The 13052-nt window shown below is 64.7% G+C and carries 13 protein-coding genes; 6 read left to right on the top strand and 7 right to left on the bottom strand.

The annotated features are described in order from the left end of the window. Positions 1-464 precede the first annotated feature (464 nt). Entirely contained in the window at positions 465-1418 is a 954-nt protein-coding gene (locus AB4Y44_RS41655) for a DMT family transporter (RefSeq protein WP_368702741.1), read from the bottom strand. A 426-nt stretch (positions 1419-1844) separates the two neighbouring features. Between AB4Y44_RS41655 and AB4Y44_RS41650 the strand changes: the two genes are divergently transcribed. Beyond that, positions 1845-2066 carry a hypothetical protein gene (locus tag AB4Y44_RS41650; protein WP_028203426.1) on the top strand — a complete coding sequence of 74 codons (222 nt, stop codon included), beginning with the start codon at positions 1845-1847 and terminating at the stop codon, positions 2064-2066. Between the two features lie 73 nt (positions 2067-2139). Here the strand turns inward: AB4Y44_RS41650 and AB4Y44_RS41645 are convergent, their stop codons facing one another. Both AB4Y44_RS41645 and AB4Y44_RS41640 read right to left on the bottom strand, forming a co-directional pair. Continuing rightward, positions 2140-2424 (bottom strand): hypothetical protein, encoded by a 285-nt coding sequence (locus tag AB4Y44_RS41645; RefSeq protein WP_342920410.1) that lies wholly within the window; start codon positions 2422-2424, stop codon positions 2140-2142. A 116-nt stretch (positions 2425-2540) separates the two neighbouring features. Further along, positions 2541-3359, bottom strand: a complete 819-nt coding sequence (locus AB4Y44_RS41640) for a Mut7-C RNAse domain-containing protein (RefSeq protein ID WP_368702740.1) — start codon at positions 3357-3359, stop codon at positions 2541-2543. A gap of 135 nt (positions 3360-3494) precedes the next feature. Between AB4Y44_RS41640 and AB4Y44_RS41635 the strand changes: the two genes are divergently transcribed. After that, entirely contained in the window at positions 3495-4367 is an 873-nt protein-coding gene (locus AB4Y44_RS41635; protein WP_368702739.1) for an NAD(P)-dependent oxidoreductase, read from the top strand. A gap of 266 nt (positions 4368-4633) precedes the next feature. Continuing rightward, positions 4634-4999 (top strand): response regulator, encoded by a 366-nt coding sequence (locus AB4Y44_RS41630; protein WP_342920413.1) that lies wholly within the window; start codon positions 4634-4636, stop codon positions 4997-4999. A 244-nt stretch (positions 5000-5243) separates the two neighbouring features. On the opposite strand, the gene argC is transcribed toward AB4Y44_RS41630, so the two are convergent. Together argC and AB4Y44_RS41620 are read right to left on the bottom strand one after the other, a co-directional pair. Further along, positions 5244-6191: an N-acetyl-gamma-glutamyl-phosphate reductase gene (gene argC, locus AB4Y44_RS41625; protein WP_342920414.1), complete on the bottom strand. Its 948-nt coding sequence runs from the start codon at positions 6189-6191 to the stop codon at positions 5244-5246. A 160-nt stretch (positions 6192-6351) separates the two neighbouring features. Then, entirely contained in the window at positions 6352-6954 is a 603-nt protein-coding gene (locus AB4Y44_RS41620; protein WP_368702742.1) for a YbhB/YbcL family Raf kinase inhibitor-like protein, read from the bottom strand. A gap of 266 nt (positions 6955-7220) precedes the next feature. On the opposite strand from AB4Y44_RS41620, the gene AB4Y44_RS41615 reads away from it, so the two are divergent. Continuing rightward, positions 7221-7928 carry a response regulator gene (locus AB4Y44_RS41615; protein ID WP_368702738.1) on the top strand — a complete coding sequence of 236 codons (708 nt, stop codon included), beginning with the start codon at positions 7221-7223 and terminating at the stop codon, positions 7926-7928. 122 nt (positions 7929-8050) lie between these two features. On the opposite strand, the gene AB4Y44_RS41610 is transcribed toward AB4Y44_RS41615, so the two are convergent. Next, the gene (locus AB4Y44_RS41610; protein ID WP_368702737.1) at positions 8051-8737 is read right to left on the bottom strand and encodes an orotate phosphoribosyltransferase; all 687 of its coding nucleotides are present in this window, start codon (positions 8735-8737) and stop codon (positions 8051-8053) included. A 378-nt stretch (positions 8738-9115) separates the two neighbouring features. On the opposite strand from AB4Y44_RS41610, the gene AB4Y44_RS41605 reads away from it, so the two are divergent. Both AB4Y44_RS41605 and AB4Y44_RS41600 read left to right on the top strand, forming a co-directional pair. Then, entirely contained in the window at positions 9116-10357 is a 1242-nt protein-coding gene (locus tag AB4Y44_RS41605) for an MFS transporter (protein WP_368702736.1), read from the top strand. A gap of 210 nt (positions 10358-10567) precedes the next feature. Next, positions 10568-12853, top strand: coding sequence for an NADP-dependent malic enzyme (locus AB4Y44_RS41600; protein ID WP_368702735.1), 2286 nt, complete (start codon positions 10568-10570; stop codon positions 12851-12853). A 98-nt stretch (positions 12854-12951) separates the two neighbouring features. Here AB4Y44_RS41600 and AB4Y44_RS41595 read toward each other — a convergent pair. Beyond that, the coding region (locus AB4Y44_RS41595) for an integrase core domain-containing protein (protein ID WP_342923703.1) at positions 12952-13052 on the bottom strand (101 nt) is incomplete at its 5' end.

The following is a 13052-nucleotide window of genomic DNA, read 5'->3' as shown; positions in this document are numbered from 1 at the left end:
GAGTCTCGGCAAACGCAGGTCATCATGCTTCAAAAGCCGGACGACCAACCTGCTAGCAGATTCTGCGGCCGATACGCCCAACGTGAAAAAAGATCGGCGCTCTGAAAACGTATTGTGCAGACCTTCCTTAACAAGTCCTGGCATTAACTGTGGACAACACGAAAATTGCCTGACGGCTCATACCGATGCAAAACGGATAGCCATGCGGACAAAGCTTGTACGCGTGGCGAGGTGGTGGGATAACTTTTCAGGCCGCAACGCCAGGTGCGTGATTATCAAGAAGTGGTCCACAGGTCGTTCGCCAGGTCGTCCCCAGGTTGTCCAGAGGTGGACGTGGATAACCTGGTTCGGCGCGGCGCAATCCAGCGTTATCCACACGAAAAAAATGGCGTCGCTCGAGAGCGACGCCATTTGTCGAAACAGTGCGGAGCGCGATATCAACGCCGGGAAATCATGGTGCGTTTTTACGCCGTTTCGGCCGGTTGCGTCGCGGCGCGCTGCTTCGCGAGCATGCGCGCTTGCCAGGCCGGCAGCAGTTGGCAGGCGAGCAGCCCGGCGAGCATGAGCGCGCAGCCGGCGAGTGCGCGCGGCGTGAGCGTTTCGCCGAGTGCGGCCCAGCCCGCGAGCGCGGCGAACACGCCTTCCATGCTGAAGATCACGGCGGCGTGCGCGGGCGCGGCGTCGCGCTGCGCGACGACCTGCAGCGTATAACCGATGCCCACCGAGAGCGCGCCGCCATACAGGATGGTGGGCGCGGCGCGCACGATGTCGGCCGCGCGCAGCGGTTCGCACGCGAGCCCGATCGCGAGGCACACCACGCCGCAGGCGACGAACTGCACGATCGAAAGTGCGAGCGGATCGTGGCGCGGCGCGTAGTGACCCACGAGCATGACCTGGATCGAGATCACGAGCGCGCAGCCGAGCTGGTACCAGTCGCCGTACATCACCGAGAAGTGCTCGTTGATGCTGAGGAAGTAGAGCCCAACCGCAGCGAGCGCGGCGCCGATCCATGTGCCGATGCCCGTGCGATGGCGCAGCAGCACGCCGAGCATCGGCACGATCACGACATAGAGCGAACTGATGAAACCGGCGTTGGCGATCTTCGTGTAGCCGAGCCCGATTTGCTGAAGCGAGATGGCGGCGGCCAGCACGAGGCCGAGCACGGTGCCCGAGCGCAGCAGCGCGCCGTTGAACAGCGCCGGGGCCGCCGCGTTGCCGCCGTCCGCGGCGCCTCGCCGGCGTACCAGCAGAAAGGCCGAGACGACGCCGGCGCCGAGCAGGAAGCGCAGGCCGGTGAACAGGAACGGGCCGATAGCATCGAGGCTCAGGCGCTGGGCGACGAACGCCGAGCCCCAGATCAGGGCGGCGGTCAGCATCAGCAGATTGGCGCGCAGGTGGCGGCGGGAGGCGGATTGCAAGCGGAGATCTCTTTTCGCGGGGAACGGGCGCGACAGCGTTTTCGACGGTTGGTGCGCGCGGCGCACGATGTCCCGCCTGGTGTCCTGTTGCGCAAGGGGCGGCTTGCCCCGTTTTTCGCGATTGCATCTGAATCGGGTGTCAATCTGGCCCGAATTCACTCGGAGCAGGCCGATTCAGCGTATTACGTGAAAAAACAACGAACTTCCGGAAAACGGACGCGTAAATGCCGATCGTATCCGAATTGAAAGGGAATTGTCTCCCGGAAAATACACCCGGCCATTAGCGGATGACAAACGCCCTACGCTGCGTAATACTGCTTCGCGCGAAACGTCCGCCCAGATCGGCAAGCGGATCGTTTTGCGGTTTCACGCTGTTCTAATTCACAACGTGCCGGTCATTATTTGTCAGGTTTTGGGGAACAACAGATGAAAAAGATTCTCGCCTCGCTCATCGCAGCATCGTTCGCACTGGTCACGGCTTCGGCATTCGCACAAGACGCTTCGGCTCCCGCTGCAACCGCACCGGCAGCCAGCGCGCCCGCAAAGGCCAAGAAGCAGCACAAGCAACTCAAGCACCACGGCAAGCGTGCCGCTGTGTCGGAAGGCGCATCGGCCGCCGGTACGGCAGACAAGGGCCAGGCAAACTAAAGCGCCCTTCAGTCGTAAAAAAGCCAGAGCATCTGCTCTGGCTTTTTTTTGCGCGTTCGCCGCGGGTGCGAGATCAGGACGCGTCGCGTGCGAGCCCGGCCTCCAGCAATTCCGTCAGCAGGCCGTTCATGCCGCCGGGGTGACCCTCGGCGCGCGCCTTCAACTTCTCGACGAGATCGGCGTTGAGCTTGCACGCGAAGGGCACGAGCCCTTGCGCCTGGTCCAGCTTGCGCTGTTCGCGGCGGTCCAGCGCCGGTTGCGCCGAACCTTTGCCGAAACGGTCGGGCCCGTTCTTGTGCGTCGCTTGCATCAGTTTCAGCGCCTTGTTCTTCTCAAGGTCGGTTTTCTTCATGGCCATATATCGTGCTCCGGTGTTGGGCGGTGGCGCGCATTGTACGCAAACGCCCGCGAGCGTCCATCGCGGCGACTGGCCTCTGGACGTATTTCAGCCGCATCGAGTACCCGTGAATACCACTACACCTCGCCGCCGCGGTCCGGCCCCTCATGGCCGTTGTGGCGCTCGTGGCCGTTATGTGCCGCGTGCACTTCGACCGCGGGGCGCGTGAGGCCGTCGATCAGCGTGCGCATGCGCTGCCAGTGCGAGCCTTCCCAGAACACCCGCTGGCAGACGTCGCAGGTCACGAAGCGTGTCTGCCGGTCATAGACGCCGGCGGGCACGCGCTCGCGCACCGCGGCGCGCTCGATCGGCCGCAGCGGCGCGTTGCACATGAGGCAGAGCCGGAACGGCCGCGCGCTCGCCGCGAGGTCGAGCCGCTCGAAAATCTCGTGGACCTGGGCGCGCGGCTTGAGCGCGCGCACGTAGCAGCCGTGCGTGATGCTGCGCCGCTTGAGCAGTTCGCGGTCGCGCGTGAGGACGATACGGTGCTCGGCGGCGGCGAGCGCCTCGATCTCGTCGTCGGGGAAGTGGTTGTCGTAGAGCGTATCGAAACCGGCCAGCCGCAGCAGTTGCGCGAGGCCGCCCAGGTGCGCGTCGGCGACGAAGCGCAGCTCGCGCAGTGGCGCGTCGCGCACGCGCAGCAGCGGCCGGATGTCGAGCGCCTCGAACTTCGGGTAGACGGCCACGCGGTCTCCGTCCGCGAGCGGATGGTCGAAACCCACCGATTCGCCATTCACGAGGATCAGCTCGACTTCCGTGTGCGGCACGCCGAGCGCTTCGATCATGTGTTTCGCCGTGGCGTTGCGCGCGCAGGCGCAACTGAACGCACGCCGGCGCAGCGGCCGCGCAAGAAAGTCGTTCAGCTCCTCATAAAAGCGGAAGGTGGCGGTGACCATGCAAAGCAGTATCGCACCGCCTGCCTGGGCGCGCGCGTTCGCGCGGCGTGAGAGCCCGCCTGCAGCGCGGCCCGTCTTGTGCTGTACTGCACCTTTGCCCCGGGTTTCCCCTCGTTTTTCATGGAAGGAGCAGCGATGGACATCGGATTTATCGGTCTTGGCGAAATGGGCGGCGCGATGGTCGGCAATCTGCTGAAGGCGGGCCACACGGTGCGCGTGTGGAATCGCACGGCCGCGAAGGCGCAGGCGCTTGCCGACGCGGGCGCGCGCATCGTCGGCACGCCGGGCGAGGCCTTTGCCGGCGACGCCGTGCTCTCGATGCTCGCCGACGACGCCGCGCTGCGCGAGGTCATCGACGCGACGCTGCTCGACCATGCGCCACAAGGCCTCGTGCATGTGAACATGGCGACCATTTCCGTCGCACTGGCCGAAGCGCTTGCGCAGGCCCATGCCGGGCGTGGCCTGCACTACGTGGCGGCGCCGGTGCTCGGGCGCCCGGACGCCGCGCAGGCGGCGAAGCTCACGATCATGGCGGCAGGCGCGACCGAGGCGCTCGACCGCGTGCAGCCGCTGTTCGACGTGATCGGCCAGAAAACGTGGCGCGTCGGCGCCGTGCCGCAGCAGGCGAACGTGATGAAACTCGCCGCGAACTTCATGCTGGCTGCGGCCGTCGAGTCGCTCGGCGAGGCCGCGGCGCTGCTCGACGGCTACGGCGTCGCGATGCGCGACTTCCTCGACGTCGTGACGGGCGGCCCGTTCCCGGGCCCGGTCTATGCGGGCTACGGCGGCATGATCGCGCAGCGGCGCTACGAACCGGCGCTCTTCAAGGCGCGCCTCGGCCTGAAGGACGTGCGGCTCGCGTTGGCCGCGGCCGACGCCGCCGCGACGCCGATGCCGCTCGCGAGCGTGCTGCGCGACAGCCTGCTCGAAGCCGTGGCGCACGGCGACGGCGAGTCCGATTTCGCCGTGCTCGGCAAGGTGGCCGCGCGGCGCGCAGGCCGCGGCTGACGAGCCTGCCTGAAATGAAGGGGCGCAATGAGGCGCGGCGAACGTTCGGGGGCGTTTTGCGATCAAAATCTTCAGACGACCGCGCGGTGACGCACAAAGACCCGGCGTGCGGCTGAGCACAATGTGACGCATCTCGATGGATGGCGGCCGGGTTGGCGGCGCCGCCCGCGATGTGGGGACGGGGAACCGATGGCGACGACAGGGCACGCGACGGATCCAACGGGGGATCCGGCTGCGCGGCCATTTTCAGGGTAGGAGAACGGCGGATGGAGACGCGCATCCTGATCGCCGATAACGACGAGAAGTCGCTGGACGGGCTCAGCACCTTGCTGACCGATCTCGGCTATGGCGTTTCTGTGGCCCGCACGCTCGACGAGGCACTCGATCTTGCCGCGCACGGCGCGCCCGACGTGGCGATCGTGGCGCTTTCGCTCGCGCAGGACGAGCCCGGAGCGATCGTGCGGGAATTGCGCGCGGTCGGCGGCGAGCGCGTGCCGCTCCTGATCGCGCTCGCCGGCTGGGGTGAATCGCGCCACCGCGACGAGGCGCTTGCAGCGGGCTTCGACGTGCATCTCGTGCGGCCCGTAGGGCTCGATCAGCTGATGTTCATCCTGTCGATGACAGGGCAATGACGAATGTGTTGTTTATACGCAACATTCAGGGTGCGCACTACTTTACATGTTGCATTGCATCACGCTAGTCGATATACTCCTTCTTGTCTCCTCCATGTCTCCTCTGATATGGATTCAGCCCGCCAACCATTGGCGGGCTTTTTTTCGTCTGCAGGTTTACATTGGCGCAAGTCGAGGACGAAGGGCGTAAAAAAACCGGCTCAGCGAGCCGGTTTTCTTTGTTTGCGCGGCGAGTCCCGCTGCGTCAGGCATGCAGGCCGGTATTTTCAGCCGCGCCAATCGCGAGATTCATGCACTGGATCGCCGCGCCCGAGGCGCCCTTGCCCAGGTTGTCGAGGCGCGCGACGGTGACGAACTGCTCGTCGTTGCCGAACACGAACAGGTCGACCCGGTTCGTGTCGTTGTTTGCCTGTACGTCGAACATGCCGGCGTCGAGGTTCTCATCGGCGTTGAACGGCGCCACGCGCACGAACGGCTCGCCCGCGTAGTACTCGGCGAAGAGCGCCTGCACGTCCTGCGGCTTGGCGCCGCGCGTGAGCTGCTTTGGCGAAAAATAGGTCGTGACGGCGAGGCCCTTGTAGAACGGCCCGACGATCGGCGTGAACACCGGCGCCGACTTCAGGCCGCCGTGTACCGCCATTTCCGGCAAATGCTTATGCGTGAGGCCGAGCGCGTACGGGCGCGGGCTCGCGAGCTTCGCGTTGCCGCCCGCTTCGTACTCCGCAATCATCTTCTTGCCGCCGCCGCTGTAGCCCGTGAGCGAGTAGCTGTGCGCGGCGAAATCCGGCGCAACGAGGCCCGCTTCGACGAGTGGACGCATGGCAAGAATGAACGCCGATGCGTGACAGCCGGGCACGGCGATGCGCTTCGACTTGCGCACCTTGTCCCGTTGGGCTTTGGTCAGCTCGGGCAGGCCGTAGGCCCAGTCGGCCTGGGTGCGGAACGCCGTGCTCGCGTCGATCAGCACGGTGCGATCGTTCTCGACGAGCGAGGCCGACTCGCGCGAGGCGACGTCGGGCAGGCACAGGAACGTCACGTCCGAAGCGTTGATGAGACGGCGGCGTTCCTCGACGTCCTTGCGCTTCGCATCGTCGATACGCAGGATCTCGACGTCGGTGCGCGGCGACAGGTATTCAAAAATCTTCAGGCCGGTCGTGCCTTCCTGTCCGTCGACAAAAACTTTCGTGCTCATCTCAGTCTCTCTGAACGCGGGATTGCGGGGCGCCATCACCCGGGACGGTGCTGGAACGGTATTTTAAGACGTCATGCGGACGCGCGTGTGAACGCGTCCGGAAAAAAACCGGGGCTTACCCGTAAGCGCTCAGGCGCTCGCCGCGCGCAACCGCCCCCGCTCAGCGGCCGTACGTCACGGTGATTTGTGCGCTTCCGAGCGTCGAGCCGCTGATCTCGCGATCGAACAGCGCTGCCGGGCGGCCTTGCGCAAGCGGGAGCGTATCGACGTTCAGCGCGTACACGGTGACGACGTAGCGATGGGGATTGCCCGGCGGCGGGCACGGGCCTCCATAGCCGTCGATGTTGAAGTCGTTGCGCGCCTCGATCGCGCCGAGCTTGCGCAGCGCGCCCGTGGCGCTGGCGTTCTCCGGCAGGCTCGTCACGCGTGCCGGAATATTCGCGACGGCCCAGTGCCACCAGCCGCGTCCCGGCGCATCGCGATCGAAGATCGTAATGGCAAAACTGCGCGTAGCGGCAGGAGCGTTGCGCCAGGTCAAACTGGGCGACTGGTTTGGCCCATTGCAGCCCGCGTCGTTGAAGACCTGGCGCGGGCCGATTTTTCCGCCATCACTGAAATCGGCGCTCGATATCGTGAATTTTTCGCCTGCACAGGCCAGGCTGGTTGTCGCCACAACACTGGCCAGCGCCAAAGCCGCGCGTAGGGATGTACGGCGGGATGCACGGCGCGTGCAAGCTGGCTCAAAGTCATAGGGAGTACGCATCAGCGAGTTCTCCTGCATGTTTGTGAAATTCGGGACACATTTTCCTGAAGGAAAGTTTGGAATTGTTCCCTGGTCCGAATTTGATCCAATATAGCGGTATAAGCGAGCGAGCTTTCGCCTGCGCGCGTAGCAAGCGTGCAGGAGGAGTCCGCTATAGTTGTGCATTCTCCTGCTCGGGCAACCGGCGCGTTGGAGGCCGGAAACAACAAGCAAAATGTGAACTGGCCGCGCGGGAGAAATAAGCAGGTTTGCCTAACGGAGGGCTAATGCAGCAACCAATCAGGGTCGTAGTCGCCGACGATCATCCGGTGATCTTGTTTGGTGCGGAACATGCACTGCTCAACTTTCCCGGCATCCAGGTCGTTGGCCGCGCCCGCCAGTCCACCGACCTCGTCAAGGCGTTGCAAACCGGTCCCTGCGACGTGCTGGTGACCGACCTTGCCATGCCGGGCGGCCAGTACGGCGACGGTCTGCCGCTCATCGGCTACCTGCGGCGCAACTTCCCGAACGTTCCCATCGTCGTCCTCACGATGCTCGAAAATCCCGCGCTGCTCAAACGCCTCGGCGAACTCGGCGTGTTCGCGGTGGTGCACAAATCCGACGACCTGAGCCACATCGGCCTCGCGGTGCAGCATGTGAGCCGCAATCTCGAATATATGAGCCCACAGGTGAAGACTGCGCTCGATCAATTGCGCATCAATAGCGGCGGGAAAACCGATGAAGTGGTTCTTTCAAAGCGGGAACTCGAAGTCGTGCGGCTCTTTGTTTCGGGCATGACGATTAAAGAAATATCCGAGAAGCTGAACCGCAGTATTAAGACAATTAGTACTCAGAAGAACACGGCGATGCGCAAGCTCGGACTCGATCGAGACTCCGAACTTTTCCAGTACGCGCAGAGCAATGGCTTGCTCAATCTTTCCTCGTATACGCCCGATGTGCCCGAAGCGGGCGGCGAGGCAGAAGCGGCGCGTTGATCCTGCCGCGCTGCACACGCGCTGCCCCCGCTTTACACCGCTACGCCAGCCAGAAAAAAAGGCCATCTGCCCAGGAGGCAGATGGCCTTTTTGACACGCGCTCGCGCGCGCGGCTCGTGCGCTTACTGCGGTGCAGACGTCGCGCCGCCGTGCGCAGCCGACCAGTCGGCTGGTGCGTGCAGGAATTTTTCGACTTCGTCGAGCGTCTTCGTTTCGAAGTAGCCCGATTCCTTGGCGACGCGCAGCACGTCCCACCACGTGGCGAGCGCGTGCAGGTCGACGTCGATGTCCTTCAGGACCGAGACGCTTTCCTTGAAGATGTTGTAGTGGAACAGCACGAAGCAGTGGTTCACCTGCGCGCCGGCCGTGCGCAGCGCGTTGATGAAGTTGATCTTGCTGCGGCTGTCGGTGGTCAGGTCTTCGACGAGCAGCACGCGCTGGCCTTCGGTGAGCAGACCCTCGATCTGCGCGTTGCGGCCGAAACCCTTCGGCTTCTTGCGCACGTACTGCATGGGCACCATCAGGCGGTCGGAGAGCCATGCCGCGAACGGAATGCCCGCGGTTTCACCGCCGGCCACGGCGTCGATCTGCTCGTAGCCGACGTCGCGCAGGATCGTGGCTTCGGCCATTTCCATCAGGCCGCGGCGCACGCGCGGATACGAGATCAGCTTGCGGCAGTCGATGTAGACCGGGCTCGCCCAGCCGGAAGTGAAGATGAAGGGCTTTTCGGCGTTGAAGTGCACGGCCTTCACTTCGAGCAGCATTTTCGCGGTTGCGTCCGAGATCGTCTGGCGATCGTAGCCTGTCATGGGCGAATCCTTGGATATGAGTGCGGGAGGAGGGTGGGCGCATGGCCCGGTGGCGCTGGCACGGCGGGCGCGAAGCGTGGCTTCGGCGCCTGCGGTGCGCGGCCCGGAGGCGTGGATCGTCTGACCTTTCTCACTGCATGGGGTCAAGGCGACTCGCCCGGTCCGGACGGCTTCTCTTGCGCGCGTAGGCCGGTATTTTACCCGACTTGACGATCGCCGACGAGTCGCACGGGCAAGTGCCGGCAGCGATATGGGGCGCGAACGCCGGCGGCGCTGTGCTGCGCGCGGTCGGCGTCGCGGTTGTGACGGTCCGGCCACGCCTTTACACTCACGCCGGTTTGCGCTCCCCGCGCACGTACGTTTCTCAGGATTGCCCACATGACCGCCGTTTCTACCAACCCTGCCGCCGCCACGCGCAGCGACGCCCTGCGTGCGCTCGTCGCCTCCGTGCTCGGCTACGCCATGGACGGCTTCGATCTGCTGATGCTCGGCTTCATGCTGCCCGCGATCAGCGCCGATCTGCATCTGTCCGGTGCGCAGGCGGGCGCGCTCGTCACATGGACGCTCGTCGGCGCGGTCGTGGGCGGTATCGGGTTCGGGCTGTTGAGCGACCGCTACGGTCGCGTGCGCGTGCTCACGTGGACCATTCTGCTGTTCGCCGTCTTCACCGGCATGTGCGCGCTGGCGCGCGGCTACGGCGACCTGCTCGTCTACCGCACCATCGCGGGCATCGGGCTGGGCGGCGAGTTCGGCATTGGCATGGCGCTCGTTGCCGAGGCGTGGCCCGCGCAACTGCGCGCGCGGGCGTCGTCGTATGTCGGGCTCGGCTGGCAGCTGGGCGTGCTGGCCGCGGCGCTGCTCACGCCGCTGCTGCTCCCACTGATCGGCTGGCGCGGCATGTTCGCGATCGGGTTGCTGCCGGCGGTCGTTTCGTTCGTGGTGCGGCGGCGCGTGGAGGAGCCCGAGCTTTTCGTCGCGCATGCGCGGCGCATGGCCGCTGCCGCCAGGGTCGAGCGCCCCCGCGCGCTGCGCATGCTCGTGGCCGATGCGCGTACCGCGCGCGCGAGCCTCGGCGTGGCCGTGCTCTGCTCGGTGCAGAACTTCGGCTACTACGGGCTCATGATCTGGTTGCCCGCGTACCTTTCGAAGTCCTTTGGCTATTCGCTCACGAAGTCGGGGCTGTGGACCGCTGCGACGGTTGCCGGCATGGCGCTCGGCATCTGGCTGTTCGGCATCGCGGCCGACCGGTTCGGCCGCCGGCCCGCGTTCCTGTTCTATCAGGCGGGCGCCGTAGTCATGGTGTTCGTCTATGCGCAGCTTTCCACGCCGTTCGCGTTGCTGATCGGCGGCGCGGCAATGGGCGTGTTCGTCAACGGCATGATCGGCGGCTACGGCGCGCTCATCTCCGAGCTGTATCCCACCGCGGCACGCGCCACCGCGCAGAACGTGCTGTTCAACATCGGCCGGGCCGTGGGTGGCTTCGGGCCGCTCGCCGTGGGGGCGCTCGCCGCGCGCTATTCCTTCACGGCGGCGCTCGGCATGCTCGCCGCCATCTACGTGCTCGACATCCTCGCGACCCTCTTCCTGATTCCCGAACGCCGCGGCGCGGCGCTCGAATGAGCAGCGCTATCCGTAAGACGAAAGCGCGGCGCTATCCAGCACTATCGGCCGCGCAAGTTCCCGGTATCAGTCTTTGACCCACGTGGACGCGAACGGCGCCAGGTGTACACTAATCGGCCCTGCTGGAACGCTCGTGCCGTGCGAACCGGCGGGCCTACGACCATAAAAGATTCTCTCTCTCACGTCTCTCACGTCCAGGCAGGCCTGAAAATGGATGAACAACTGAAGCAAAGCGCGCTCGCGTATCACCAGAATCCGAGGCCCGGCAAGATCTCGGTCACACCGACCAAACCGCTCTCGAACCAGCTCGATCTTTCGCTCGCTTACTCGCCCGGCGTTGCGGCCGCGTGCATGGCGATTCACGAAGAACCGCTCGATGCACAGAAGTACACCTCGCGCGCCAATCTCGTCGGCGTCGTGACGAACGGCACCGCCGTGCTCGGCCTCGGCAATATCGGCCCGCTCGCGGCCAAGCCGGTGATGGAAGGCAAGGGCTGCCTTTTCAAGAAGTTCGCCGGCATCGACGTGTTCGACATCGAACTCGACGAAACCGACCCGGACAAGCTCGTCGAAGCCATCGCGATGCTCGAGCCCACGCTCGGCGGCATCAACCTCGAAGACATCAAGGCGCCCGAATGCTTCTACATTGAGAAGAAGCTGCGCGAGCGCATGAAGATTCCGGTCTTCCACGACGATCAGCACGGCACGGCCATCATCGCTTCGGCGGCGATTCTCAACGGCCTGAAAGTGGTCGAGAAGAAACTCGATGAAGTGAAGCTCGTGTGCTCGGGTGCGGGCGCAGCGGCGATCGCGTGTCTGGACCTGCTCGTGAAGCTCGGTCTGAAGAAAGAGAACATCCTCGTCACCGACTCGAAGGGCGTGATTTACGAAGGCCGCGGCAATCTCGATCCGTCGAAGGCGCGTTACGCCGCCAACACCGAAGCGCGTACGCTCGGCGACGCGATCAAGGCCGCCGACGTGTTCCTCGGCTGCTCGAGCGCAGGCGTGCTCAAGCCCGAGATGGTCAAGGAGATGGGCGACAAGCCGCTGATCCTCGCACTCGCGAATCCGGAGCCGGAAATCCGCCCGGAAGACGCGAAGAAGGTGCGCCCGGACGCGATCATCGCTACGGGCCGTTCGGACTATCCGAACCAGGTCAACAACGTGCTGTGCTTCCCGTTCATCTTCCGCGGCGCGCTGGACGTGGGCGCGACGACCATCACGGAAGAGATGAAGCTCGCGTGCGTGCGCGCGATCGCGGAACTCGCCGAGGAAACCGATCAGGGCGACGAAGTGGCGAAGGCCTATGAAGGCCACACGCTCGAATTCGGCCCGGAGTACCTGATTCCGAAGCCTTTCGACCCGCGCCTCATCATCAAGATCGCGCCGGCCGTGGCGCAGGCCGCGATGGATTCGGGCGTGGCCACGCGCCCGATCCAGGACATGGACGCGTACCGCGAGCAACTGGGCGCGACCGTGTATCGCTCGGGCATGGTGATGCGTCCGGTGTTCGCGGCGGCGAAGGCCAACTGCGCGCGCATCGTGTTCGCCGAGGGCGAAGACGAGCGCGTGCTGCGCGCCGCGCAGTTCGTGCTCAACGAGAAGATCGCCAGGCCGATCATCGTGGGCCGTCCGTCGGTCGTGGAAATGCGCCTGAAGAAGATGGGCTCGAAGCTGCGTCCGGGCACCGACTTCGAGATCGTCGATCCCGAAGACGATCCGCGCTTCCAGAAGAGCTGGCAGGCGTACCACGAACTGGGCGCGCGTCAGGGCATCACGCCTGACGTGGCGAAGGCTTCGGTGCGCAAGTTCAACACGCTGATCGGTGCGATTCTCGTGCATCTTGGCGACGCCGACGGCATGATCTGCGGCCTGCTCAACAGCTTCGACTACCACCTCAAGTTCGTCGATCAGGTGTTCGGCAAGGCGAAGGAAGCCGGGAACTACGCGGCAATGAACCTGCTGATGCTGCCGGGCCGCAACATCTTCATCAGCGACACCTACGTGAACGAAGTGCCGAGCGCCGAGCAGCTCGCCGACATGACGATCCTCGCCGCGCGCGAAATCGAGAAGTTCGGCATTACGCCGAAGGTCGCGCTGCTGTCGTCGTCGAACTTCGGCAGCGTGCGTTCGTCGACGTCGCAGCGCATGCAGGCCGCACGCGAGCTGATCGCTGTGCGCGATCCGCAGCTCGAAGTGGATGGCGAAATGCACGGCGACGCGGCGCTCTCCGAGCTGATCCGCAAGCAGTCGTTTCCGGGCACGACGCTCACGGGCGAAGCGAACCTGCTGATCATGCCGAACGTGGAAGCAGCCAACATCGCGTACAACCTGCTTAAGGTGATCGGCGGCGAAGGCGTGACGGTCGGCCCGTTCCTGCTGGGTGCGTCGAAGCCGGTGCACATCCTCACGCCGGCGGCGACCGTGCGACGCATCATCAACATGACGGCGGTGGCTTCGGCCAACGCGAACGCGGCGGGGGCGGCGGCGAAGTAAATCGCTTTGGCGTGAATCGCCTGATGTGAAAAGGGCGCTCCGTATTGCACGGAGCGCCCTTTGTTTTTACCCTGACCCGTCCTGCCTTAGGTTGACACCTACATAGCAGCTAGAAACGCTCGATGAACTTCGTCGGGCGTTTTGTATTTTAGCGAGTGGTGCGGTCGTTCCTGGTTGTAAATCTGTACGGACTGCCTGA

Source organism: Paraburkholderia sp. BR10937, from assembly GCF_040965695.1.
Lineage (GTDB): Bacteria > Pseudomonadota > Gammaproteobacteria > Burkholderiales > Burkholderiaceae > Paraburkholderia.
This window is presented reverse-complemented; position numbering and strand designations above follow the sequence as displayed.